This window comes from Bacillus cereus group sp. MYBK220-1, from assembly GCF_051916445.1.
GTDB classification, from domain to species: domain Bacteria; phylum Bacillota; class Bacilli; order Bacillales; family Bacillaceae_G; genus Bacillus_A; species Bacillus_A cereus.
In genome coordinates, this window is the sequence record NZ_JBQAGQ010000001.1 from 781,844 (window position 1) to 807,007 (window position 25,164).

The window sequence follows — 25,164 nt, forward strand, 5'->3', positions numbered from 1 at the left end:
CTTCTTATCAAAATTATCTTGCTATCATGAATAAAGGTTTTCATAAACCTAAAAGCCTTGTCTTAAAAATTTTTTTCGAAAAAACGTCAAATAATTTTTTATTTTTATTATAAAAAGAGCAAAAGATCTCCATTTATAGAAGATTTCTTTTACTCTTTTTAAAGGAAACAACTCCAAATATTTAACATATTATAGTATCTACCAAATAAAAGTTGCTTATCTATCGATAACTTACACATAAGAATGCATTTGTTTCACTACTTTATTAACAGAAACTTTAACAACCGTTTCTTTTTCCCCTGTTCTATCAATCTTGAAACCATAAACTTTAACATCAGACGGTACTAGTGGATGATGACAAATCATATCTATACTCTTCTCAATATTTTCACTAACATTTTCTTTTCCACTTAGCCATTCATCAAGGCTACCACTTGAAAATTCAGGCATGCAATTTTCAAAGAGATAGTCTAGTTCCCTGTTATTTTTTATGGAATTACGTTGAATTTGTAGATTAACTACATCCGTTTCTTTATCCTCTATTCCTACAACAAAAATTTCTTCAACATTTTCTTGATAAATAGCAATAATAATAGATCTCATTATATCTCCATAAGGATGTACAATTACAGAATCGTAGCTGTGTATAGTCAACATGTTTTCTTGTTGAATGTTAGTTACTTGTTGGATAATAGGCTCTATTTCATGTTTAATGTCTGTTAACAATAAAACTTTTTTATTCTTTGAATTCATATGGAGCACTCCTTCTTCATTATTGTATTTATGAAACTTTTAAGCTAGTAACAATAGTTGATAATTCATTACATGATTGTTACCAGTTTTTCCAGCGTCCCTTTGGATCAACACTTGCAAGTCTAACCCATCCATTTTGAACTTTTTCTCGAAATGTGAAATCATTATTTAACAAACGTTCTATATATTGACTAGGCGCTTGAATTACAATTAGTAAACGAAGTGGTGAATGATACGTCTCACTATCTGACTGCATAACGGATTGCCAAGGTAAGCCTGGCAACAAATCACTTGCATTTCCCTGCATAACACCTAGACCCGCGGTTACAGTTTGGGTTGTTTTGTTTCCACTACCATAATAATGAGGAGCTACAGTTGAAGCGTAATATTGTAGATTTATCCACTGAGCTACTGTTCCTGGTCCTGCAATAATGTTAGCTAATATATCGCCACTTTCATCCTGTTTCCAATCATAATTATGAAGGAAAGCCCTACCTTCTAAGTCACAATCCTGAGTTAATTCTCGTTGCCCGATAATAAAAGATGCATTACGAGCTAATCCCCATTCTGGACGTATTTCACTCCAATCTTCTGCAAATCGATGTGCCTCTTTACTCGCATTTTTTATTTTCGTTTTAAAATTTGGTAATTGCGTTAAACGCTCTCTATTTGCATGTTGGCTCACATTTGGCATAATCGATTCGATACAATCAAATGCTTCTTGCGCAGTTTCCGAAAGTTCTGGGACGTAAATCCATTCCAATTCGTCCACTGTTGTTTTATGTTCAGCTGCTGCAAAAATGGTATCCTCAGGAATTTTAATACCTTCAGCAAACAACGCCTCTCTCACTTCTGGAAGATTACATAAAGTAGCAAAAACTCTTGCATTGAATCCTCCTGCTGCTCCGCCACAAGCACCACACTCAAGTGCTGCAGCATAAGGGTTGTTCGTACTTTGACTACTATGTCCGCACATTACAACTAAAGGAGCAAATTTTTCTGTCAGTCCCACCATTTTTAAAGCTTGACGCACATAGTTCACTTTTTCTTCTTTTGTAAAACCGATAGGTATCTCACCCTTTGTGTTATGAACATGATTAAGCGAGAATGTTGTATCAGGTTTTTGTAACATAGTTTTACGAAGTTTACGAATGAAACCACCAACTCCTCTTGGGACAAAGCTTCTTGTCACCATCTGTAGACCAAGTAAAGGACCACTTAACTCAGGTAGCGCCATACTTGTCATTACGTTCTGTTTCATCGTTTTAAAAGTATAACGTACCGAACTGCCTACCCTCTTACGCTGCTCATAAGATTTAAGTTCATTTTCATTTGTGAGCTCTTTTATTTGATGTTTCGGTTTGAGTATAACTGGCAAAGAAGGATGGTTGTTATTACTACCTAGTTCACTAGTTGCAATTGGTAACCCAAAGAAACCAGCTATTCCAAATGTTTCAAACGGACCTAATTTTTCAAGGTGGCGACGAAACGGTTCTGAACGTACATCAATACAGAATGCTAATTGAGCTAATACACGCTTTTTATCATTGGTTGCACGTTGTGTAGAAGCAATCTTCTCCCTTAATTGCTCTGCATGCGTTTGTTCCCAAGCTTCCAGCCAAAGTTTCCTGCGAATATTTTCATCAAAACGATAAGCGAATGCTAATAATTCACTTTGTTCAGCAGCAGGCATTTGTAACCATTCCCGTGTTGAAATATTCCCCCAATAGATCCAAGAAGCTATAAGTGGGACGATCGAAACTTTTTTCTCAACCTTTTGATTTTTTAAAGGTAAATAAGGTTTTACAATAGCCAGCTCCATAGAAATTCGAACTGCTAAATATTCTATGAGAAGTTCCTGTTCCTGAATTGATTGTTGTGAGCGCCATCGTATCATTCCTGCCCACCCAGGCAAAGAAAGTAAGTGCCCTTCAAGGTAAGATTGTATGTTAGATTCAGAAATTCCTAGTTCACATAATGCTCTCGCTAAAGCTACTTCGGCATCTTGTGGCCAATCTTTTAAAACTTTACGCTCATTTTTACTGAGCGCTGGATCAAATGTAATAAGGTGTTGCCATGCACGATAAAAACCTTTCTCTCGATTTGGCATCGTCCAATTTGATCCGGATTCATCAAGATATAATTTACACCATTTAATGATATGATAATTAAGAACATCAGATAGGTTTTCACTATTTTGACTCTCTATAAGCGAACTTATTGGCTGCATAACAGAGGCTTGCATACTTGCTGTATTTATATAATTCATTTCTTCTGCCAATTTATTTACTTCTGGCGATGATAATAGACTAGAAGGTAATTTTTCTAACTTTAAAGCCGCTTGGCAAAATCGCTCTGCTTTCTCTCGCGGAATATGAAAAGATTGTGAATCCAGCCAACGAGACAAACTCATTTGTAAAAATGATTCCTCAATCTCACCTTTCGCTTTTGCCGAATGAATCATGGAGGCACTAGGATAAATATCCACATTACGAGCTTCTTTTAACCAATTTGCGACTTGTTCAAATGATTGCTTTTCAAGTCCCATCCAAGGGTGGTGAGCTGCAAACGTAGAGATAGGCCAAAGTGGCGCAATAACTCGGCTAGCAGATGCAACTAAATCATTTATATTATTTTCTTGCATATCAATGTTTGTATCTTTCTTTAATATTGACGATATGCTCATCACGAATTACCTCCCTTTGATACATAATGTTTCAGATAGCTTGGGTGACTTTCTACTGACTTTCGTCTCGCCTCACCTATTCGAACTAACCAAAGATAAAGTACAGCGAATAAAGTAGAAGATTGATGACGAGTAACGAAAGTACTAATAACACTACTAAATAGTAAAATACATATAACAAAGATAACGGCTGGAGCTGAAGGTTGAACACTTTGATAAATATCAGTATGCAACCATTTATAAAGAGAATTATGAACGGTAAAGTAAATGAGAGAAAATCCAATCAAAACAATTACGCCAGCAATTCGTCCCATTCTTCCCTCTCCAAAAACAACAAGCTGTTTCCATGAAAAGTATAGTGACCAGCCTAAGATTAACGCACTAACTAGTTGATACCCCTCTCCAGAAGTCATAAACCAGAAAGTAATTGCTATAAATAATCCTAAAACACGCCCAACTATCATCCATAAATTAGACATCTTTTCATTAGACTGATTCACTACCCCAAAACGTTGCACGGAAGAACCAGCTTGTAAAAATAGTGTAGCTTTAAACAAACCATGTAAAATTAAATGAATAATAGCTGCTAAATAGGCGCCTAATGCACATTGAATAAGCATAAATCCCATTTGTGCAATAGTTGAACCTACTAGCTGACGTTTATAATCAACTTGAACTAAACTAATTCCTGTTCCGATTAAGACAGAAATACTAGAGAAAATTAGTAAAATGATTTGTGCAATATCATCATGAAAAAGTGGCGAAAATCTAGTTAATATGATACCTCCAGCATTTACTAAACCCGCATGCATAATAGCAGAAACAGGAGTTGGAGCAACAGCTGATTCAATTAACCATCTGTGAAAAGGCCATTGTGCTGCTGGAATCATCACAGCTACTATAATCAATAAGTTAATTCCTGTTTTCTCCAATGTTCCAAATTGAGCTACATTTTCATTCGTTAAAACTGATGTTAACTGCCACTGTCCTGTTACTTGAAAAAGCCAAATGATAGCTGATAGTAAGGCAATCCAACTTATTGTAAATAGGTAGCCAGAGATTTTAGTTGCTTCACTAACTACTTTCCACCCTTTATTTAGCCCTATAAGTAGAACCAATCCTATAAGCGTTGCTCCCCAACAAATGAGCATTAAGCGAAGATCATCACTTAACCATGCAACCGAAGATACACCTGTAGTACATGTAAAAAGTGCAAAGTATTTTCGATATGAGTGATCCCCCATTAAATAACGTACAGAGAAACGCTGAATGATTAAACCAATTGTAAGAACAAAGAAAGCCATTAACCAAGCTAAAGTATCTAGATGCCAAGGCCCCACAACTCTATCTCCATTGTTATTAACAAGTGCGAGTAAAGAAACCAATGAAGGTAAAGCAGCAATACCAATATGGATATGAACAAAACGTAAAGGTATCCTTGCATTTAAAAACAATAATCCACTTAGCCAAGAAGCACTAAGCGCCATAAAAAATAAAGTTAACAGTGTTGATGAACTCAGCGAAATTAACATGTTAAATACTCCCTTCTAAGCGAAAATAGCCTATAAAAATTCCTTTTCATTACGATAGTTTTTTTAATTTCAATTTTCATTCACTCTTTTAGTACATCGTTTTTTCCCATAAAAAAAACCGACAACTTCCATAATTCAATGATTTTATATCATCATTGAATTATGGAGATTGTCGGTTTCACTTCAACTAACTTCAATAAAGTTTTTTGAAGAGCTCCCATTTTATAGAGGATAGTAATGTATGTATTACTCCTATTAAAAATAACAGTATATCTCTGATCTCCTAGATTATGCAATCAATATATCAATTTATGTTATGCGCTATCTTTCAATTAAGAAACTTTTTCATTTAGTCAATATTACATATTAAAAAAATGCTAAAGCCTTAATTATAGCAAACAGTTAAAATAAGCATCTATTAATTTTTTAAAACAATTATAAGATAAACTATATTAAGCAGTTTGTCAATTTATTTATCAGTTTTTTTGAGCGTTATTCCAATTAAAATTCAGTATACGTAAATAATTTCAAGTTATTAATTATTATCATGTTAATAAATTTAAATAAAGCGCAAAACTTTTAGGTTTCTTAATTATCTCCCACTAACCCTACGATGGTTTTAATTTTTAAAATTTTTCCTCAAGATTATGAAACAATTTAAAAATCATTACTCGTTCACCAGTACGGGAGCTTATATCCGTATGAAAACTTTTCACTTTTTCTCCAGTTAATTCTAGTATAATCTCTTTCAAATCTTCAATTCCAGATTCAACTAGCTCCGAACGATTTTTCTTTATCGTTAGCATACCGTCTTTTGTTTCGCAAACCGTATATTCAGCTGGCGTTAAAATACCTTGTAAATTTACGATAATCATATCCCGTAATATATCTGTCTTAACGGATATAGACCCGCGTCCTAGGTAGTCCTTTTCCCAGTGAGTAATTGCTTTGCTTATCTCTGATTCAATAGAGCCTTTTGAGTTTTTCATCTTTGTATCCTCCTTCAATAAAATGTAATTACATTTATAATTACAATAACAATATAATAATCTGGATTGATTTTATTTTCAATTATTGAGAAGAATTTATAGGAATCGTTGTCATGTATCCTTTAGTATTAAGATGAATTTTTTATATTGTAATATACGTTTTTTTGATTATTCCCCGACAAAATACTCTTACTATAAAGACTCTGTTGCATAGATTTCAAAAAAGGACATTCCGGAGAAAATAAGAAAACTCTTGTAACGTAATACATAAACGAAAGAGCCGATTTCTTTATAAAATAAGAAATCGACTTTTGGCTTAGTTATTGATTTAGTAATGGAAAACACCTTTTTAAAATAATTATGTTTATACTATAGACGTTGATCTTTCTGGAAGTTTAGTTGAAAATGATCCGCTTCATTGTATACCCCGAATTCATATCCTTTTTCCTTATAAAATTTAATAATTTCCGGAAGCGCTTGTAATGTCTGTAGTTTTTCATGCATTAGAACTACTTCCACATCTTCTGTTGTTGTACGCTTTACATTTTCTATAATTTGCTGTGGGTTACCTTTTAATTTCCAATCATTTGAATCTATCGTCCAATCCCAAACTTTTATTCCTGCTTCTACAATTTTGTTACGAATGTCCTGCCCCCTTAATCCTGGTGCAGATCCATATGGGGGACGGACTAGTTTAGGAGTTGTACCTGTAATATTATGAATAAGAGCTAACGTTTCTTTCATCTCCGTTACAAATTGTCCTTTTTTGTATAGCTTATCACTATTATGTGTCATACTATGTGCACCAATATAATGTCCTTCTTTTACTGCTCGTTTTACATTTTCCTGAAAACCAGTATTCTGTAAATTGCTACCTTGCATAAAAAATGTCGAAGAAACATGTTGCTCTTTTAGTACATCTAAAAATTTTCCAGTTAATTCGCTAGGGCCGTCATCAAATGTTAAATAAACAACCTTTCCTACTGGTTTTCCATCAGGTTTTTTCTGTTTTGCCGGTGGTGTTTCTTTTTTCTTTTCTTGTTGTTGTGTATTAACTGGGTTACTACTTTCATTCGCTACCCCTTTCGCTGGGATAGCGTTCCATTTTCCTATTAAAAAGAACGTGAATAAGGTCGTTGCTAAAACAACTCCTAGAGATAGTATTGCCTTCGTTACTACACTTGTTTTTTTCTTATTTTGTGATTCTTTCATTATGTTTCGATCCTTTCCCTACTCATTTTCATCTTCATTATTTATGCAGCTAAACATTAACTTCAGTTGATATTTACAATAAATAGATTAATAGAGGAAGGTGAAGATAAAATGCAGATAATGTCGAAATTAGTTAAAGAATAGCGTATTGCATCTACTCTTTAGAAGAATATTTATTTTTCTAACATAGTTAAATTTGAAAACTGGATATACATCCAAAATAAAAAATACTACTCTTTCTAAACAATATTTTCATATCAAGATAACAGCATACTGATATAAAGATAAAATACAAAGATAGCCGTACTATTGAAATTCTATTATAATTTTGTAATTGGAATTTATTTGAACCAAATGAAGAACTAGAAGAAATATTATTATGTGGAGGTGCCCCGATGAACCTTGTAATTAGAGAGTTAGAAACAAATGATTTAGATAATCTCCCGGAGATTGATGACAGTTTTATAGTGAATGCTCGGTTAATTCTTTCTCTTTCCAAAGGAAATAGACGTATAAAATATACAGTAGAAGACGTTCCGAGTTATGAAAAAAGTTATTTACAAAATCAAGATGATAATGAAGAACTGGCTTACAATGAATATATAAATAAACCTAATCAAGTCATTTACATAGCTCTGTTACATAACCAAATCATTGGATTAATGGTATTAAAAAAGAATTGGAACCGCTATGCTTACATAGAAGATATAACGGTAGATAAAAAATATCGTACACTCGGAGTTGGTAAAAGATTAGTTCATCAAGCAAAGCAGTGGGCAAAAAAAGGCAATATGCCAGGTATCATGCTTGAAACGCAAAATAATAATGTCGCAGCATGTAAGTTCTATGAAAAATGCGGATTTGTAATTGGTGGGTTTGATTTTCTTGTTTATAAAGGTTTGGATATTGAAAATGATGAAGTTGCAATTTATTGGTATTTGCATTTCAAATGAAACTGTTTTTAACATGAAACAACGTCAAAATAAAAACCCCAATCTCTCTATAATAAAATTGAGAAACTGGGGTTAAGTTACTTAACAATATTTTTCATTTAAAACAAGTAACTAATTAATAATCCTGCTGACAACAAGAAGCCGAAAATCGTATTTGTCATCGCTGTTGATTTCATTGCGATGCGCATATATCCAGGATCCTTTGCCCCTTTTTGGAAACTTTGAATCGCAGAAATTGGCTTTCTCAAACCTAGGAACATAACTAATGCCCAAGGGCTTATATAACCCATTAATACAATTACGGCAATCCATAAATACGCAATGAAAAAGGCTATCGCTAGTGTTACCACAGCTTTTTCTCTCCCAAGGAGGATTACTAATGTCTTTCTTCCACCTTTAATATCTTCTTCGATATCTCGGATGTTATTCGACATATTGATTGCACCTACTAAAATTCCAATTGGAATGGAAATTAATACACTTTCAATCGTTACAGTATTCGTTTGAATAAAGAAAGCAATGAGTACAAAACATGTTCCCATTAACAATCCAGAAACTAATTCTCCAAACGGGGTGTACGCAATTGGTAATGGACCGCCTGTATATAAATAGCCAACCGCCATTCCAATTAAACCGATGACGACTAACCACCAGCTGCTATTCATACAAATATAAACTCCAATAATTGCTGCTACGACATATAATAAAAGCGCAACTGTTAACACATTTTTTGGCTTCAATCCATGACGGACAATTCCGCCACCGATGCCAACGGATTCAGCAGTGTCTAATCCACGTTTAAAATCATAGTACTCATTAAATAAGTTCGTTGCTATTTGCAATGCTAAACATGCAGCCATCATCGCAATAAATAACAGCCAATCAATTTTGGCAACATAAAGTGATGCCACTGTTCCTAAAATTACAGGAGAAAACGTCGCCGTTAACGTATGCGGGCGCGTCATCTTCCATATTAATTTAGCGGAACTAATTTCTTTTTCTGTCCCCATAACTCTGTTCAATCTCCCTACATTTTAAGTATAAATTACTAGCAGTATCTTTCTATCTATTTCCTGCCACGCATCCATTCATTATATCAATAAATGATTGTCCTTTCTAACAAATCAACTTTTAATAAGATGAAAAATTATAAAATGAAACTTTCATCAGTAGGAGTTTTGTCATCCCCACTGATTATTAGTACATATCCATTGTTTTTTTCCGGGCAGCCCTCCCTCCCATTCGCTGAATTTTGTGGTGGGAGTCTTACTGTCCGTTAATGCGGGATAAAAAAGAAGTCAAATTACTTCCAAACAACACCTCGCCTCTCATATTCCATTCTGTATTCAACAGCAGCCGCAATTTTAGGACTTGCGAATCTTTCCGTGATCCAAAGTCCCAAATCAACTCCTGAAGTGACCCCTCTTGCAGTGATAATATCGCCTTGATCTACAATTCGGTAATGAAGAAGCTCTGCCCCGTATTCACTCATTTCATCCTGTGCCAAATAGTGCATCGTTGCCTTTCGACCGTTCAATATACCAGAGGCAGCTAATAGCATCCCCCCTGTACACACACCAGCAACGATTGTTCCTGCATTGTGCATCTCGCTAATCATTTTAGTCAAAGTTCCAAGCTCTGCTTGCTTTCGTGCCCCATGCTCTGCTTTATGATTCCAGCCACCACCAGGTACAATTAACAAATCTGGACGATTCTCCATTCGTAAAAAATCATGTAGTTTAACTGTAACTCCAAACGAGGTAGTAACTTCCTGCTTTTGTTCACTCGAAACGAATTCAACTATAAATTGAGCCCCTTCTTCTATCGCTCTTTTCAGTACCTCAAACGGTGCGAAAGAGACAAGTTCTCCGAAACCATCAAACAATACTATTTGTATTTTCATTTTCGCACACCTCATATGCTTTCTTTTTTAAATTGTAGATATATATAATGATTGGACAATCTCAAAGTGTAAATTGTAAAGTATACCTAGATTATTCAAATAAAAAATAATATCCCACATAGTTAAATACATTTGTAAACCCTACATTTTCTACAACTGCAACAGAAGGCTTGTTCAATTCCATACAGTCCCAATATGGAATAATATCATTCTCCAAACAATCTTTCACAAAACTATGCGCTATCTTTTGAGCTAATTTTCTCCCTTGGTGACCTTCTATCGTTTCAATATCTATACAGTGTATATTTTCAAAGACGAACCCTGAAAAACAAACACTCACAATTAAATCATCATAAACAATGCAATAGCCAATCCCCTCATTGAAAAAAGAATCCGGTGAAGACCAAAACTCTAAAATTTTTGATTGTAAAAAATCAATGTTCTTAAATGTATTATTATTATTTTCATAGAGAGCTTTACTCATTTTCAGTACAGTATATCTCTGTTCAAATTTAGGCTCATGATGATTTTCATAATCCTCTTTTCCTAGCATATACACTCTTTGATTCCAACTCTTTAATTTACGATGCTGAAATATTCTTTCGATTGTTTTATTCCACTTCGAATGATTCCCGATTCCTTCAAAGCAATCTAGTCCTACTTTCCTCGCCTCAGGTACTATTACATGATTAATAAAACGATTCACTTCTTTATTAAACTCTTCATTTTCAGCATCTCCAATAAAGAAGAAGCCATCATTATTACCTAACCAAATGAGTCCCGAATTAGGAGAAGTCACGTTATCTACAAATATACGACCAGGATTCACTCCTGCAATTACAGCACGTACCTCTAATTGACCTTGTTCATTCACTAAACGATTACACCTATAAAAATCATCCTTGCTTAGTTCACAGATCATACGTTACACCCCCTTTTTTAAACTGTTCTATTCTAACTTTACCATTTTTACATAATATTCTGTATTTTTACTAAGAGTAGTTTTAAAGCGATGCGATAAGTAAATGAAATACATAATAAAAAAGAGCCAATCTCCAACACAATAGAAGATTGACTCTTTCCTTTATTTATTCCCCTGTTTCAGAAAATCGCTTTATACGTTCACCAATTTCATCGCGAACACGTTGAAATTCAGACCATTCTTTTCCTGCTGGATCATCAAATCCCCAGTGAACACGATTCACATGCGGCGGAGTAGATGGGCATACAGCATCCGCATGACTACAAAGCGTAACGACTAAATCAGCACTATTTAAAATGTTTGCATCAATTATATCTGATGTTTGATTTGTTATGTCGATATTTACTTCGTTCATTGCTTTAATTGCGTTTGGATTCACTCCGTGTGCTTCGATTCCTGCAGAATATACATTCCACTTATCTCCTAAATATTGTTTGCCCCATGCTTCTGCCATTTGGCTTCTGCATGAATTTCCTGTACATAAGAAATAGATTGTCTTTTTATTTTCCATGTTGTTTTCCGCCTTTGTTTTTAAATTATACTGGTTGGTCATTAAAATATTTACGTTTAAACCAAAAAGCAACGTTTACAAGTGCAATCATTACAGGCACTTCCACTAACGGTCCGATAACAGCTGCGAATGCTGCGCCCGAATGAATACCAAACACACCAACTGCTACAGCAATTGCTAACTCAAAGTTATTACTACCAGCTGTAAATGCTAACGTTGTTGTTATCGGGTAGTTGGCACCAATTTTTCTTCCCATAAAGAAAGATACAAAAAACATTACAATAAAATAGATTAATAACGGCATCGCTATTCTTACCACATCTAGTGGCATGCTAACAATCATCTCCCCTTTTAAGGAGAACATAATGATGATTGTAAATAGTAATGCAAGTAATGTAAGTGGACTAATTTTAGGTATAAACACCTTTTCGTACCACTGTCTTCCTTTTAACTTAACGAGTACAAAGCGCGTCAACATACCTGCTATAAAAGGAATTCCTAAATAGATACATACTGATTTTGCTACTTCTATCATTGTAATATCGACAATAGCCCCTTCAATTCCTAACCATTCTGGAATTACCGTTACAAACACGTATGCATAAACCGAGAAGAATAACATTTGAAATACCGAATTAAAAGCCACTAAACCTGCCGCATACTCTTTATCACCATCAGCAAGATCGTTCCAAACAATGACCATTGCAATGCAACGTGCTAATCCAATCATAATGAGACCCACCATGTATTCTGGTTTATCAGGAAGAAAAATAATTGCTAACACAAACATAAGTACCGGGCCAATAATCCAGTTTTGTACTAAAGATAGAACTAACACTTTTACATCTTTAAATACTCGTCCCATTTCCTCATAGCGAACTTTCGCTAATGGTGGATACATCATTACAATTAAACCAACAGCAAGTGGAATAGACGTCGTTCCAACCTGTAATGTATTCAATCCGTCTACTACACTAGGGAACACAAACCCTAAACCAATCCCAACAGCCATCGCTAGAAAAATCCATAGTGTTAAATAGCGGTCTAGAAAGGATAAACGTTTCATTTTATTTTCCATCTCCTATTAACAACAAGAATTTTTTTCTACTACGATAGAAGTCGTACAACAAGATGGGTCTTCTATTTTATGAACATTACTATCTGCTTTTGTATAAAAGAACTCCCACTCATTACCATCGGGATCCGTTACCCAAAACTTATCTTGTACTGCATAGCAACAAGTCGTATCCATCTCATCACGCGCGAAGAAACCTTCTTTTTCTAATCGTTCTTTATGCAATGTAATTTCTTCAGCTGTATCCACTTGGAAACCAAAATGATTTACCTGATTTCCCTTCACTTCATCTCGCACGTTCAGCGTGAAATTAAGTCCTGGCGTCTCTAATAAAAATTGTGCATAATCTGTTTTCACTTTAACTGGTGATACACCAAATACCTTTTCATAAAATTCAATAGACTTCTCTAAATTCGTAACGTTTATACCAACGTGAACATATCTCATCCTTATTCCTCCTCTTTATATATCATTAATCAATTTTTTTTGATTAATAGTTCAAAATTTTAACAGCAACTACCTTTCCCTGTTTTTCTAAAGATACAGCACAATTCTTCTGATAATAAATTATTCACTTCCGCATCATTTAAATCATAATAACTCCACGTACCTTTTGTTTCTTTTACAATTAAACCCGCATCTAATAAAATCTTTAAATGATAGGACAACTTAGATTGCGTCATTTCAAAAACTTCTGTTAAATCACATACACACGTCTGGCCCCGCTGGCAAAGTTCATACATAATTTCTAAACGCTTTTGATCCGCCAACGCTTTGAATTTTTTCTCATATAACTGAAAATCTTGTGTCACTGTAGTTCACTTCCCTTCATCAACTTTTTTTGATATTGATAGTATATACGCTAGTGAGTTCATTATGCAACTTATTAATCGAGTTTTTTTGATTAATTAAAAAGCTTCCTCGCATCATAACTTTGCTACAACTAAAAAGGACCATTGCCTTTTCAAAAATGAAAAACTACGGTTCTTTTTACAACTTAATAGTTACAATATTTCCGAGAAATGGAGTCTCTATAACTGTTTTAAATTTTAATTTGACCATTATAGAGTAGTGCCCCATCACCCTCAATCTAAGAAAATCAAATACCCCAAAATGAGAAAAATCGATATAACTCCTGTTTTTGGTGCATATTCATAAAAAGCACGTTACTATTCTCATTAACATAAGAGAATAGTAACGTGCTTTTAATTACAAAAATAGTTTAAATCCTTAAGTTGATGGTTGTGGGACGGGCCCCAATAAGAACGGTATCTAAGATTGTATGTGAGGTGTTAGTTCCATTCCAATGGCCTCAGCCGGCGATTAACTCAAATACCGATTTCGGATGACCCCCATATGATGAATTTCGTGTCCTGCGATGCCGTACGCGAGGGCGCGCACCGTAATGCTTAGGTTGTTGGCTGTGCCCTTGCGGGGCCATGCCTCCGCCGGTAGCCCGCGCAGCAATGTGATCGTTGATTGCCGTACGGCCCGGTAGTCTTCGGCCAATTGCGCGGTTGTCCAGCTTCCGAAAGGAGGTATGAACAATTCCTGATCGAAACCGGTCAGAGGCGTCCGGTCCCCTCTTGCAAACCGGAGCAGGCGGTAGGTCATGACGCGTTCCGCGTCTGCAATGTGGCCCACGACTTCTTTCAGCGTCCATTTTCCTTCCGCATACCGATATGCGGCCTGGCTTTCGGTCAACGATGCCAGGAGCTCGGTCATTTGCTTTTCCTGAGCGAGCAGAATGTCGATGATGTTACCGTCTGGCACCAAACGGATATATTCGCCGGAGCTCCCAGCGTATTCTTCTTCTGACGGTCTTTGATTCATGCGTAGTCACCTCTTTATGTATATATAGAAAATTATAGCACTCGTCTATGTCTAATCAATTCGTGAAATGATAGAACTTTCCTTCTAATAATTGAGGATAAGCAACTATTTAGTTGGTCGGTCGCCACACTATCCTGATTCGTTTGCACAATAAGCAATGCTAATCAATAATGCGTAAAAATTATCTGTCATACAATATTTCGAAGTTATTAATATATATTGAGTTATTCCGAAACATACATAAATACATTTTATCGAAATTATTAAAAAAGGAGAATTTCGCTAACTGAAGAATTAATAATTGTGTTACCAATATGTAAAAATCTCAATTTAAAACTAAAGGAGAACAAAATGGGACAAATAATTGTATCGATGTACCTCTCACTAGATGGTGTCATGGAGGAACCAGCTTGGACTGCTCCATATTTCAATGAAGAAGTAGCAAAGTTTCAATCCGATTTACTGTTTGAAAGTGAAGCTCTTCTACTAGGGCGAGTAACCTATCAAGGTTTTGCAGCTGCCTGGCCTTCTATGACTGATGAAGAAGGTTTTGCTGATAAGATGAACAGCATGCCTAAATTTGTTGCTTCAACAACTTTGGAAGAAACCGAATGGAATGCAAACCTTATCAAGGGGAATATTGTAGAAGAAATATCGAAACTGAAGGAACAGCCCGGTCAGAACCTTTTAATTTATGGTAGTGGTGAGCTTATACAGACATTGATGCAACACGACCTCATTGATGAATATCATTTTATGGTCAATCCTGTTATCGTGGGAAGCGGAAAGCATCTCTTTAAAACCGGAAACGATACAAAGGCTTTAAAACTGATCGAAACAAGAACGACCAGTTCAGGTGTCGTTATTCTTTCCTATCAGCCGGAGAAAAAAGAATAATTATTGATAAATTATATAAACAAAAAAACTCATCAGAATAAATCCTGCTGAGTTTTTTTATAAGATAATACATATATTAATTTATAAAAATCAGGGTATTATATTAACCAAAATCAAACAATATATCAATCCTTTTAAAGGGTAAAATAGGGAAAAAGGAGATTCTAAATAATGCCTTTAGAAAACTCTATTTATTACATGGGAGTTGCTATTATTTTAGTAATCATCGGTGCAGTGTTCGGGGGAATTATACGTATAATTCGGCATACTAACAATCGCAAAAAGCAAGATTCAGTTGAACAAAAATTAGATACGGTTATTCAACTATTAGAAGAACAAAACAAAGATTGACTCTTTCGGATCAGGAAAAGTTAAAAATAACTTCCAATAACGAGAATAATGTAAATAAGCTGTCCATGTGTACAGCTTATTGTTTTTTTGCTTAGCGTGCAAAATTCGCTTCTCGTTTGCGGTACCCCATGCCCATCAACTTAAGGGATTTATTAAATAAAAACGTAAGCTTTCTGGTTTGGGTTTAAATAGAAACCTGTCAATAAGATTAGGATTGCATTGGAAATGTATCTCTGTTGTTTTTTGTTATATATTTGGACCAGTATACAGTTATGCCAAATCCAATAGCAAGAATTAATCCTGCAAAGATATATGGTAGATTTACATTTACATTAAGTAAAATGCCTCCCGTTGCTGGCCCTATTATATTCCCGAGACTTGTATAAGTAGAATTCATCCCTCCGATAAATCCTTGATTTTCTCCAGCTATTTTAGAAAGTAATGTTGTAATTGCTGGTCGAAGTAAATCAAATGCCAAAAAGATGATAAACGTTAAAATCGCGACCATCCAATAATTACCGACAAATGTAGATACAACTATAATTATAGCGGCTATGAATAAGCTATATTTAATGATTCCTTTTTCACCAAATTTTTTTACTAATTTTTCAAAAAACATGATTTGTGCTATTACTCCTAATATGGCACTTACTGAAATAATTATTGATATATCTTTAGGTGTAAAACCAAACTTTTTATCAACAACAAAGCTAAACATATGTTCATAAGCTGATAAACCACATCCTAAAATAAAAACAAGTAATAGTGGGATAAAATATAAAGGGTGAAAAGATTGTTTCATTTCTTTTAAAAAACTAACTTGTATTTTGTTATCTTGCATTTTAATTCGTTGTTCTTTAGATACAGGTTCTTTCAAAATGAATACTGAAAAACACGCAGCGATACCAGAAATTACTGCTGCAAAAAAGAACGGTGCACGTATGCCAAAATCAGATATAAAACCACCAATACCAGGTCCAATAATGAATCCTGTACTAATAGCTGCCGATAAATACCCTAATGCTTTTGCTCTGTTTTCTAATGATGTTGTATCAGCTATAAAAGCAGTGACTGCCGGCATCATACATGCAGCACTAACGCCTCCTAGTGCTCTAGAAAGAAATAATACCCATATTTGATTTCCAACTCCAAATAAAAATTCAGAAAAGGAAAATAGAATTAACCCTGCTATAATCATTTTTTTTCGACCAAATATATCTACCCATATTCCGGAAATAGGAGATGTTAATAGTTGAAAAAATGCAAACATAGCAATTAAATATCCCATAGTGTCAGTGCCTAAATGTAATACCCTCATATAAGATGGCATTACAGGAACTACAAGACCAATTCCTAAAAATACAATAAATACATTAAATAATGCTAAAACTAAAGCCAAATTTCTCCTATTGTATATACCCATATGACTTTCCTCACCTTATGATTAATTATATATAGACATAAAAAAAGCTTTTTTATGTAATTGTCTTTAGCATAAACCTTAAAGTAACTTTAAGGTCAATACAAAAATTAAAAACGTAAAAATATCTATAAGGCGTACCACCAGATCAGGTTGCCCCAAAACGATAAAATGAACTTCATTGCTATAAAAGACTCAAATTTTTCGTTTTAGAGCATTATAAAATTTTAACTTGATGGTGATGGGGTACCGCCACATGTCCATCAAGTTAAGAACTTTCTTTAACCCCAAGTTTAAAAATACGCCATCCTTTTCTCTGATTCTACAGAAAGAATAGCGTATTTTTTATTTTAGGGACTATTTTGTTTTATTAGCTTAATAACATTGGCTTGCCCCCGTAATTCCAAAATCCCCAAAAATTTTTTAGAATAAGTTTTTCGAACCAGAAATATATATTTCTAACTATAAAAACTATGGGAAGGTTTATCTGTTTTTCCTTTTTACCTACTTGCTAAATTCAGCAAGTAAAATATTTTTAAAAGGATCAGAAGGACTATAACTAGTTTTATGGCCATTCAAATTGATGGCCAATGTATGCTTGCCTCCAAGTGTGCCTCCAGCAAAAGTAGAAAACCCTGGAGAGGCACCTGCGTGTCCCCATATCGAGACACCGTTTGGAAGTTTAGTTTCATAGATTCCAAGACCATATCTGCCGATTTCAGCAATTCCTGTAGGAACTGTAGTAAGCATTTGTTTTAGTTGCTGTTCCTTCATTAATTTGCCACTGAGTAAGTAAGAGAAGAATTTGTTTAAATCGTCAGCAGTAGAAATCATATCTCCATCCGAGCTACCTGGGTATGAATAAGTAACGTCTTTTAGCTCACTTTCTCCGTCATATCTTTCATATCCACGGGCATGATTGGTACCTGGAATAACAGTTGAATTACCAGGTAGGAATGTATTCGACAATTCGAGCGGTTCAACAATCCGATTTTCAACCTCTTCCGCATAGCTGTTTCCAGTTACTTTTTCAATAAGGATACCCAGTATTACGTATCCTGTGTTTGAATAAGACCAGCCCTTACCTGGAGCAAAGTCTGGTGGAAGAGAAATTCCCATCTTTACTAATTCTTCAGCCGTATACAATTTTTTTGTATCCATAATATCATAGTCTTTTGACTTTAAGTATTCAGCAATCCCACTTGTATGATTCAATATCTGCCGAATCGTAATCTGGTTAGCATCATATCCGTTTCCTTGAATGACGCCAGGCAACCATTTTTCGATGGAGTCATCTAGATTCAAGCGGTTCTCTCCAGCCAATTGAAGTAGAACTGTTGCAATGAATGTCTTCGTCGTACTGCCAATGCGAAAGCGAAAATCTGTTTTCATCGGCTTCTTGGTTCTCAGATCCGCTATCCCGGCGGCATAGCTCCAATTTTTGCCACCCTTAGAAATTTGAGCGAGTATTCCAGGGTATCCAAGTTGGAGTGAATCCCGTATTGCTTTCTTAACGGAAGTACGATCGCTTTGATTACTTGTTTGTAACGAACTAGATACATTTTGCGTGGGTTCTGCTTTTACAATTGAGGCTGGTGTTATGTATAACAGGGAACTTCCAGCTATTAAAAGTGATAGACTTGCACATGTAATTTTACTGCATGTTTTCATAAAGCATCCTCTCCTTTATTTAAATTGTAAAGTTAGTTGCTTGCTGTTTCGTATTAATCACACAGCTATCATCTCCAACAATGACAAAAAAGTCAGAATTAAATTCGTAATTATATTCATAATTATTATTTTTACAAAGGCTATTCTGTCTTAACAAACGGTAAATCCCTTTTCTTCCACATGTATGTTAACCCCAGAAATTACTTCTTTTCTTTGAAACACTCTTATTACTGGTTTGTTTTTTCATATATAAGTCATATCTGTTCCGCCTTTCACACCGCCTTATATTTTTATCCTACACAATGAAAATCTCTTTTTTCTTACCTATTCCTTACAAATTACTTACGTTCAAAATAGCTTCTATAATAGGATAGAAGGAGCATCTGTACCCGAAAGTTCAAAGTATTTTCCAATAAATATATTTATCAAAAAGAAAAACAGGTTTTTTTCGCTTCTATGTTTCTTTTTTTCGTTTTGGGGAACAATTAATTCTTAAGTTGATAGCGATGGGGCGGGACCCCAAACAGTACGATTTTATTTCAAAGACACAACGATCTTACTACACACTTTTTATTTATCCCACACTCTCATCTGCTAGTATTACTATTTTTTATTACTAATGTTGCCGTTTCACTCGGATGGCTAAGAGGAAAATGATGGCCATATGGAACAAAATCAACCTTACCAAGATGCGATGGAGCAGAATAGGCTCTGTCATAATTCCCCCAAATAATGTGAAGATTATACTTTGTTACTTCATTGAAATCACCTTGATCGTTTTTCAGTAGTAAACTGTTAAGCTGAACCGTAGTATTTAAAATTCTAGGAGAAGTAAAACTGTTACTTATTTTTTCAATATAATGTTCAGGGATGCTCTCCGTACTTTCAAACAAACCATTACTTAATAAATAACGCCCTATCAAATTAGTAGTTGCTAATTTTAATGTCCATTTGTTCATAAATTGAGGAACATTTAGCGATTTAGCATTTTTTTTAGCAACAGGTGGCTGAAGTAAAGTGATTGCATACTTCTTATCTATGTACTCTTGTGCCAATGCTTCCAGAAGAATAAACGCACCGAATGAATGGCCAATTAGATGTGCACCATTCGTAGCTTTCTCCAATAACTTTTTCACTACATTCAAATAGATACCTAGAAGATTTTTCTCTCGTTTAAAAGGAGAACGTCCCAAACCTGGAAGATCCAAGATCCATACAGGTTGACCAGTTTTTTCATGAAGCTCTTGTGCTAAAGGAAATAAATCCTCTCCATCACTCAATAAACCATGTAATAAAATAAACGGTTTACCCTCTCCTTGTAATTGGTAAAGGGTATTGTTATCGCATAATGTTCGTTTAAATACATGATTATGCTGGCCATTTTGATACATCATTCGATAATCCAGATCAGCTACTACGGCAGGGAAAAACTTCATTACACTCGTCTTCTTAAACCAATCTCCTCCCATAATTTTTTTCGCTGAAACATTTGAAAATTTTTGTTTTGTAATAAAATTCAGTCCATCAGAAGGAATTTTTGTTATTTTACTTACTCCACTATTCATAATTGCTTGCATAAATGGCATTGGGACAGAAATTTTGGGTGCCCTCATATTCATACTTTCCGACATGATACTTAATAATTCAGTAATGTTCTGATCGTACTGTTTGTCTTCAACAAGTGTATATGTTTGAATAGTCGGTTGCTCCAATCTGAAAACCTGCACAATAAACTTCGCAAGCTCATCGTTTGAAATAAGTGGTAACCTATATCCCTTACCTCCAGGAATCACTGGCATGAGCCCTCTTCGCATACTCATCACAAGCAAACCTAATCCTGCTATCTGCTCTGTACTCCCTGTTTTACTACTACCGACTACAGTTGGCGGATTAATTACAGAAAGCGGATAACCTACTGCTGATGCCTGCTGACGGATATAGAGATCTGCTAAAAATTTTGTTCTCTCATATGGATTTTTTATTTTCAAATAATTGTTTCCTTCTTGAAACACATCAATTGCAATCTTGCTATTTTTATCATCAAAGGGACTCATATAACCTACAACATGAATAAATTGTTGCAAGCCCTTCAATTGATGAATGCTTTTAGCTAATTCACTAATATGTTTGGCGCCATTTAAAAATACGGAAGCTGCCTCTTTACTTGTCGCTTGAATATCCATGGGGCCTCCTGCGTGAATAATCACATCCGTTTTCAATACCCTCTCCTTATCTTCAGCACTTAGACCTAAATCTATTTTCGTCAAATCACCTTCAATAAAATGCATAACTTCCTTTTTTAAGATGCCTCTTTCTTGAAAAAGGCGTATTGCTTTACTTTTCGACCTCACTAAAAGAAGAATTTTAACATCCTCTTTGGCTAATTCTTTCACTAATTGCTTTCCAATAAAGCCTGTTCCACCTGTTAAAAATACTGTTCTCATATAAAATCCCCCTTTTAGTACTACTCAGTACTAATTCGATGTAAAAAAAAATGCTTCTTTTATCGAAGCAATTTTAAAAAATGATCTGCTGTTTTCGTAATTACAGTTGCATCCTTCAATGTTTCTGAAATAAATAACGCTCCTTCAAGATTTGTAATAAAAAGTGATGCAACCTCATCAATATGAATCGTATTTCTGAATTCTCCATTCTCTACCCCTTGTTTAAGTAATAGAGAAACTTTCTTTTGTAATCCTGTAAAAAAAAGACCTATTTTTTCTTTTATTTGCGTGGCCTGTGTAGGACTTTGAATATAAAGAGTAATAAATGGACAGCTCCCCTTATACTCTCTCGACTGAACTCCTTGTGATAATTGCTTTAAAAACAGTTGGATACGATCTTCAACTAAAAATTGGTTCTGAGAAAGTACGTCATCAATTGCAGATTGATACATTTCAATCCAATAATCAACGACCCCTTCTAATAATACTTCCTTATTAGAAAAGTGATAATACACATTAGACTTTGAAACTTTGCTTACACGTACTAATTCATCCATACTTGTATAAGCAAATCCTTTTTCTAAAAATAATGTTGCAGCTACTTCAATCACACGTTTTTGATTCATTAATTTTACCTTTGTCATAATTAGAACTATATAGTACTAATTTAAACATTGCAAGTATTTATGTTAATTTTAAAAAAAGTTTGATTAAAAAAGTTCCACTAACATTGATTTTACTGCAAAAGAATCTTATTTTGAATAAAGTTGAACTGCCCCCCCGAAATTGTTCATTCACTATCGACTAATAGAGGTCACCATACATGTCCATTAACTTAAGAAAAAGAAATGCCCCCAAAACGAAAAAATGAGCGGTTTCTCAGAATAGCTATCTGTAGAAAAAGAATTTTTTAATTTAGGGATATATGAAAGTATTAGCTTGATGGTGATATGGCGGTACCTCAAATAAAGAAATTTTAAACATCTTAATCTGCCTTTCCTTTATGTAAATATGGGAATAATGAAATTACCCCAAGGATAGCTAAACAAGCTCCAATCCATAGAGGAGATACAAAACCATATCCTTTACTGATCCCAAGACCACCTAGTGACGAACCAATAACAATACCTAGCGTAATAAAAGAACTATGAACGGTATTTATCATTATTCCATTACTAGCTGTTTTCATCACCCTCGCAACCATAGCTGGATTCAATGCTACACCAGTTAAACCAATAAAAATCGTAGAAATAACTGCAATGTATTTATTCTCTGCACTTAAAGCAAATAAAGACAACGCTATGATTAATATAATTAATCCACCCATAAGTATTTTCATTGTAAATTTATCAGCGAACTTGCCAATTATTATATTCCCAATTACCGTCGCACTACCATAGAGAGCAAGTAAATATGGAATACTTGCACTTGAAAACCCTGTAACATTTGTAAAGATAGGAGTGAAATAACTAAATGCTGCAAACGTACCACCAATAATGAACATACTTGTTACGTACGCTGCCCAAAGATGAATATTCTTAAATCGCAGAAGTTCATCTTTCCAATTTAATTGCTCTTTATTTGAAGATGATGGTAACAACCGTTGAATCATAATCCCTGATACTAGCACAAGAACAGAAACAGCCCCAAAACTAATACGCCAGCCAAAATATTGCGAAATAACGGTCGTTATAGGTAAACCTAATACAGTTGCGAACATTAAACCTGCAAGTACAATTGATGCAGCTTTTCCCCTTGAATCAGAGTGAACCAATGTCGCAGAAAAGGAAATCGCAACTCCAAAAGCTGAAGCTGAAGCAATACCAGTTATAATACGTGAAATCATCATAATATCATAGTTCCAAGCAATAGCTCCGAGCGATTGACCAATTAAAAATATGAACATTAAAAACAATAATGCTTGTTTGCTGCGCATTCGTAAGAGGATTGCAGTTAAAATGGGGCCTCCTATTACCATTGCTCCTGCATAAGCTGAAATTAAATACCCAATAGATGATACAGGAACCTGGAATGCAAGAGCAAGTTCATTCATCATACCTGCAACCATAAATTCTGATGTAGTCATACAAAAGATTGCTAAAGCTAATAAATAAATAATCGATGACATAAAAACACTCCTTATTCATTATTGTAATGATCGGTACAAAAATAGTGCGAAAAAAGAGCGCACTAAGCGCCACAAATAGACTCTACTGTTCCTTTGATAACTTGTTCAGACAACATCCGATTTTGCATCGATACATTAAGAACACGGAATCCGTAATAACTGCTTAAAAGCAGACTAGCTAATTCCTCAGCTGATTGCTTCTTTGAAATTTCACCTGTTTGCAATCCTTCCTCCATCACTGTTTCAATAGCTTGTTTAAGAAGTTCAACATGCTTCGAGAAAATTTCTTGTACCATTAAATCGTTTTTAGCACGTTCTATACTGGCATTAATCAATAAACATCCTTTTTGATCCATATTCTCAAAGTCTTCTTTCAATGCCCATTCAAAAAAATTACTTAATCGTTCTTTAACTGGAATTGGAGTATGTAACAATTTCTTTTGTTCCCTAATCCCAATTTCATGGTAGCGTTCTAATACTTGTTCATACAGTTCATGTTTACTACCGAAAGTATTGTATAAACTTCCTTTTCCAAGTCCTGTATCACTGCATAAATCTTGTGTAGAACATCCTTCATATCCTCTTAACCAAAATGTTTTCATTGCAACATCTACAATTGAGGAATAATCAAACTCTCGAGGTCTGCCGCGTTTATTCAATCGTATCCCCCTCCTATTTTAAAGATAACATGAATAGAATACCCTTTTTTGTACCACGCGGTCAATAATTTATTTTATTGTTACTGTAAAATAAAATTTGATTATTTTAGATTACAGTAACAATAAAAAATAGCCCCCTTATTCAAGTTGCCTAGCGAAAAAATCACGTTTGAATAGGCTTCTTTAGCATCCCTACCTTTCTATACATCACCAGATATGAAACGAGGATCGTTTCATATCTAGTAATTTACTTGATTAGCTTAATGGGTATGGAGTAGTACCCCTATAAACAAAACCCTCCAGAAACATCTAAAATCTGCCCAGTTACCCAGCGGCTATCAGAAGAAGCAAGGAATGCTACTGCATCTGCAATATCTTCAACTTGCCCTATTCGCCCGAACACAGATGAATTCGTAGCAAAACTTCGTATTTCCGGATCATCTAGCAATTTTGCATTAATATCTGTCTTCGTATATCCAGGCATAATTGTATTCACTGTTATACCTCTTTCTCCGAGATGTTTAGCTAGAGGAAGTGTCATCGTATTTAATGCACCTTTGCTTAAGCCGTATGCAATTGAGCCTGTAAAACCAAGTCGTACTTCAGCTGATGAAATGTTAATAATACGCCCCTCTGCTCGTAGTAACGGCAATGTTTGCTGAATTAAGAAGAACGGTGCTTTAATATTTACAGACATAATTTCATCAAAAACTTCTTCTGTCGTATTTTCAATCGTTCCTTGTGTACCTATCCCTGCATTGTTTACTAAAATATCAATCTCTGATGTACCAACTTTTATTTGTAATTCATTCTTTAACTGTTTTACTAGCTTTTTGACACCATCAATTGAATTGAGTTCAGCTTCAATTAAGAACGCTTTTCCTCCATTAGATTCAATCTCACTAATTGTTTCATCTGCAGCTGTTTTATTTCGGCCGTAGTGAATCGCAACTAATGCTCCATCTTTCGCCAATCTCATCGCAATCGCACGGCCAATTCCGCGACTCGCTCCTGTTACTAACGCTACTTTCCCATCAAGATTCTTCATTTTTTCCATCCTTCCTAAATTTCCGTTTGATAAAAACCTATACTTATATTTTCATGTAAACACCAATCATTTTAAATATAGATTTATAGGTAATTTAGTCCATTCGCTTATGATATT

At 34.7% G+C, this 25,164-nt stretch carries 23 protein-coding genes; 3 read left to right on the plus strand and 20 right to left on the minus strand.

Features of this window, described 5'->3' with window-relative positions; genetic code table 11:
• Positions 1-231: 231 nt before the first annotated feature.
• The 5 genes from ACTFRU_RS03980 to ACTFRU_RS04000 all read right to left on the minus strand — a co-directional run bounded on the left by ACTFRU_RS03980 (position 232) and on the right by ACTFRU_RS04000 (position 7,172).
• A complete protein-coding gene (locus ACTFRU_RS03980; protein ID WP_290101165.1) occupies positions 232-753 on the minus strand; it encodes a carbonic anhydrase in 522 nt (173 codons plus the stop codon).
• Between the two features lie 79 nt (positions 754-832).
• Positions 833-3,439, minus strand: coding sequence for a DUF2309 domain-containing protein (locus ACTFRU_RS03985; protein WP_440037486.1), 2,607 nt, complete (start codon positions 3,437-3,439; stop codon positions 833-835).
• Positions 3,439-4,971: an NADH dehydrogenase subunit 5 gene (locus tag ACTFRU_RS03990; RefSeq protein WP_290101170.1), complete on the minus strand. Its 1,533-nt coding sequence runs from the start codon at positions 4,969-4,971 to the stop codon at positions 3,439-3,441. Before ACTFRU_RS03990 ends, ACTFRU_RS03985 begins: the two co-directional genes overlap by 1 nt.
• Before the next feature lie 626 nt (positions 4,972-5,597).
• Positions 5,598-5,960, minus strand: a complete 363-nt coding sequence (locus ACTFRU_RS03995) for a DUF2294 domain-containing protein (RefSeq protein WP_000798162.1) — start codon at positions 5,958-5,960, stop codon at positions 5,598-5,600.
• Positions 5,961-6,329: 369 nt separating this feature from the next.
• Complete coding sequence (locus tag ACTFRU_RS04000) at positions 6,330-7,172, minus strand: polysaccharide deacetylase family protein (RefSeq protein WP_006918160.1); 843 nt, start codon at positions 7,170-7,172, stop codon at positions 6,330-6,332.
• Positions 7,173-7,567: 395 nt separating this feature from the next.
• Between ACTFRU_RS04000 and satA the strand changes: the two genes are divergently transcribed.
• The gene (satA, locus tag ACTFRU_RS04005; protein WP_088363642.1) at positions 7,568-8,125 is read left to right on the plus strand and encodes a streptothricin N-acetyltransferase SatA; all 558 of its coding nucleotides are present in this window, start codon (positions 7,568-7,570) and stop codon (positions 8,123-8,125) included.
• Positions 8,126-8,223: 98 nt separating this feature from the next.
• Here satA and menA read toward each other — a convergent pair whose 3' ends face one another.
• The 8 genes from menA to ACTFRU_RS04045 form a co-directional block, all read right to left on the minus strand.
• A complete protein-coding gene (menA, locus tag ACTFRU_RS04010; RefSeq protein WP_006918166.1) occupies positions 8,224-9,135 on the minus strand; it encodes a 1,4-dihydroxy-2-naphthoate polyprenyltransferase in 912 nt (303 codons plus the stop codon).
• A gap of 293 nt (positions 9,136-9,428) precedes the next feature.
• Positions 9,429-10,028, minus strand: coding sequence for a DJ-1/PfpI family protein (locus ACTFRU_RS04015; protein ID WP_088363641.1), 600 nt, complete (start codon positions 10,026-10,028; stop codon positions 9,429-9,431).
• A 91-nt stretch (positions 10,029-10,119) separates the two neighbouring features.
• Entirely contained in the window at positions 10,120-10,950 is an 831-nt protein-coding gene (locus tag ACTFRU_RS04020; RefSeq protein WP_000562830.1) for a GNAT family N-acetyltransferase, read from the minus strand.
• Positions 10,951-11,116: 166 nt separating this feature from the next.
• Positions 11,117-11,521 carry an arsenate reductase (thioredoxin) gene (gene arsC, locus ACTFRU_RS04025; protein ID WP_000428353.1) on the minus strand — a complete coding sequence of 135 codons (405 nt, stop codon included), beginning with the start codon at positions 11,519-11,521 and terminating at the stop codon, positions 11,117-11,119.
• 25 nt (positions 11,522-11,546) lie between these two features.
• Complete coding sequence (arsB, locus tag ACTFRU_RS04030; RefSeq protein ID WP_086389129.1) at positions 11,547-12,587, minus strand: ACR3 family arsenite efflux transporter; 1,041 nt, start codon at positions 12,585-12,587, stop codon at positions 11,547-11,549.
• Between the two features lie 18 nt (positions 12,588-12,605).
• Complete coding sequence (locus ACTFRU_RS04035; RefSeq protein ID WP_102956906.1) at positions 12,606-13,043, minus strand: ArsI/CadI family heavy metal resistance metalloenzyme; 438 nt, start codon at positions 13,041-13,043, stop codon at positions 12,606-12,608.
• A 59-nt stretch (positions 13,044-13,102) separates the two neighbouring features.
• Positions 13,103-13,408 carry an arsenical resistance operon transcriptional regulator ArsR gene (gene arsR / locus ACTFRU_RS04040; protein ID WP_002024507.1) on the minus strand — a complete coding sequence of 102 codons (306 nt, stop codon included), beginning with the start codon at positions 13,406-13,408 and terminating at the stop codon, positions 13,103-13,105.
• Positions 13,409-13,919: 511 nt separating this feature from the next.
• Positions 13,920-14,429 (minus strand): DinB family protein, encoded by a 510-nt coding sequence (locus tag ACTFRU_RS04045; protein WP_088363640.1) that lies wholly within the window; start codon positions 14,427-14,429, stop codon positions 13,920-13,922.
• A 351-nt stretch (positions 14,430-14,780) separates the two neighbouring features.
• Between ACTFRU_RS04045 and ACTFRU_RS04050 the strand changes: the two genes are divergently transcribed.
• Positions 14,781-15,326, plus strand: a complete 546-nt coding sequence (locus ACTFRU_RS04050; protein ID WP_000529754.1) for a dihydrofolate reductase family protein — start codon at positions 14,781-14,783, stop codon at positions 15,324-15,326.
• A 171-nt stretch (positions 15,327-15,497) separates the two neighbouring features.
• Positions 15,498-15,677, plus strand: a complete 180-nt coding sequence (locus tag ACTFRU_RS04055) for a DUF4083 family protein (protein ID WP_001127750.1) — start codon at positions 15,498-15,500, stop codon at positions 15,675-15,677.
• A 208-nt stretch (positions 15,678-15,885) separates the two neighbouring features.
• On the opposite strand, the gene ACTFRU_RS04060 is transcribed toward ACTFRU_RS04055, so the two are convergent.
• From ACTFRU_RS04060 to ACTFRU_RS04090, 7 genes are all read right to left on the minus strand, one after another.
• A complete protein-coding gene (locus ACTFRU_RS04060; protein WP_197323893.1) occupies positions 15,886-17,100 on the minus strand; it encodes an MFS transporter in 1,215 nt (404 codons plus the stop codon).
• A gap of 501 nt (positions 17,101-17,601) precedes the next feature.
• A complete protein-coding gene (locus tag ACTFRU_RS04065; RefSeq protein ID WP_049108415.1) occupies positions 17,602-18,768 on the minus strand; it encodes a serine hydrolase domain-containing protein in 1,167 nt (388 codons plus the stop codon).
• 587 nt (positions 18,769-19,355) lie between these two features.
• A complete protein-coding gene (locus ACTFRU_RS04070; protein ID WP_006918179.1) occupies positions 19,356-21,212 on the minus strand; it encodes an alpha/beta fold hydrolase in 1,857 nt (618 codons plus the stop codon).
• A gap of 59 nt (positions 21,213-21,271) precedes the next feature.
• Positions 21,272-21,838 carry a TetR/AcrR family transcriptional regulator gene (locus ACTFRU_RS04075; protein WP_001072322.1) on the minus strand — a complete coding sequence of 189 codons (567 nt, stop codon included), beginning with the start codon at positions 21,836-21,838 and terminating at the stop codon, positions 21,272-21,274.
• Positions 21,839-22,197: 359 nt separating this feature from the next.
• Positions 22,198-23,340 (minus strand): MFS transporter, encoded by a 1,143-nt coding sequence (locus ACTFRU_RS04080; protein WP_006918182.1) that lies wholly within the window; start codon positions 23,338-23,340, stop codon positions 22,198-22,200.
• A gap of 62 nt (positions 23,341-23,402) precedes the next feature.
• Positions 23,403-23,999 carry a TetR/AcrR family transcriptional regulator gene (locus ACTFRU_RS04085; RefSeq protein WP_086412476.1) on the minus strand — a complete coding sequence of 199 codons (597 nt, stop codon included), beginning with the start codon at positions 23,997-23,999 and terminating at the stop codon, positions 23,403-23,405.
• Between the two features lie 283 nt (positions 24,000-24,282).
• A complete protein-coding gene (locus ACTFRU_RS04090; protein WP_135277768.1) occupies positions 24,283-25,047 on the minus strand; it encodes an SDR family oxidoreductase in 765 nt (254 codons plus the stop codon).
• Between the last annotated feature and the right edge of the window lie 117 nt (positions 25,048-25,164).

Bases quoted from the DNA above. Each gene is read 5' to 3' on its own strand.
- ACTFRU_RS03980 (WP_290101165.1), bottom strand. From the start codon at position 753: ATGAATTCAAAGAATAAAAAAGTTTTATTGTTAACAGACATTAAACAT.
- ACTFRU_RS03985 (WP_440037486.1), bottom strand. From the start codon at position 3,439: ATGAGCATATCGTCAATATTAAAGAAAGATACAAACATTGATATGCAA.
- ACTFRU_RS03990 (WP_290101170.1), bottom strand. From the start codon at position 4,971: ATGTTAATTTCGCTGAGTTCATCAACACTGTTAACTTTATTTTTTATG.
- ACTFRU_RS03995 (WP_000798162.1), bottom strand. From the start codon at position 5,960: ATGAAAAACTCAAAAGGCTCTATTGAATCAGAGATAAGCAAAGCAATT.
- ACTFRU_RS04000 (WP_006918160.1), bottom strand. From the start codon at position 7,172: ATGAAAGAATCACAAAATAAGAAAAAAACAAGTGTAGTAACGAAGGCA.
- satA (WP_088363642.1), top strand. From the start codon at position 7,568: ATGAACCTTGTAATTAGAGAGTTAGAAACAAATGATTTAGATAATCTC.
- menA (WP_006918166.1), bottom strand. From the start codon at position 9,135: ATGGGGACAGAAAAAGAAATTAGTTCCGCTAAATTAATATGGAAGATG.
- ACTFRU_RS04015 (WP_088363641.1), bottom strand. From the start codon at position 10,028: ATGAAAATACAAATAGTATTGTTTGATGGTTTCGGAGAACTTGTCTCT.
- ACTFRU_RS04020 (WP_000562830.1), bottom strand. From the start codon at position 10,950: ATGATCTGTGAACTAAGCAAGGATGATTTTTATAGGTGTAATCGTTTA.
- arsC (WP_000428353.1), bottom strand. From the start codon at position 11,521: ATGGAAAATAAAAAGACAATCTATTTCTTATGTACAGGAAATTCATGC.
- arsB (WP_086389129.1), bottom strand. From the start codon at position 12,587: ATGAAACGTTTATCCTTTCTAGACCGCTATTTAACACTATGGATTTTT.
- ACTFRU_RS04035 (WP_102956906.1), bottom strand. From the start codon at position 13,043: ATGAGATATGTTCACGTTGGTATAAACGTTACGAATTTAGAGAAGTCT.
- ACTFRU_RS04045 (WP_088363640.1), bottom strand. From the start codon at position 14,429: ATGAATCAAAGACCGTCAGAAGAAGAATACGCTGGGAGCTCCGGCGAA.
- ACTFRU_RS04050 (WP_000529754.1), top strand. From the start codon at position 14,781: ATGGGACAAATAATTGTATCGATGTACCTCTCACTAGATGGTGTCATG.
- ACTFRU_RS04055 (WP_001127750.1), top strand. From the start codon at position 15,498: ATGCCTTTAGAAAACTCTATTTATTACATGGGAGTTGCTATTATTTTA.
- ACTFRU_RS04060 (WP_197323893.1), bottom strand. From the start codon at position 17,100: ATGGGTATATACAATAGGAGAAATTTGGCTTTAGTTTTAGCATTATTT.
- ACTFRU_RS04065 (WP_049108415.1), bottom strand. From the start codon at position 18,768: ATGAAAACATGCAGTAAAATTACATGTGCAAGTCTATCACTTTTAATA.
- ACTFRU_RS04070 (WP_006918179.1), bottom strand. From the start codon at position 21,212: ATGAGAACAGTATTTTTAACAGGTGGAACAGGCTTTATTGGAAAGCAA.
- ACTFRU_RS04075 (WP_001072322.1), bottom strand. From the start codon at position 21,838: ATGAATCAAAAACGTGTGATTGAAGTAGCTGCAACATTATTTTTAGAA.
- ACTFRU_RS04080 (WP_006918182.1), bottom strand. From the start codon at position 23,340: ATGTCATCGATTATTTATTTATTAGCTTTAGCAATCTTTTGTATGACT.
- ACTFRU_RS04090 (WP_135277768.1), bottom strand. From the start codon at position 25,047: ATGAAGAATCTTGATGGGAAAGTAGCGTTAGTAACAGGAGCGAGTCGC.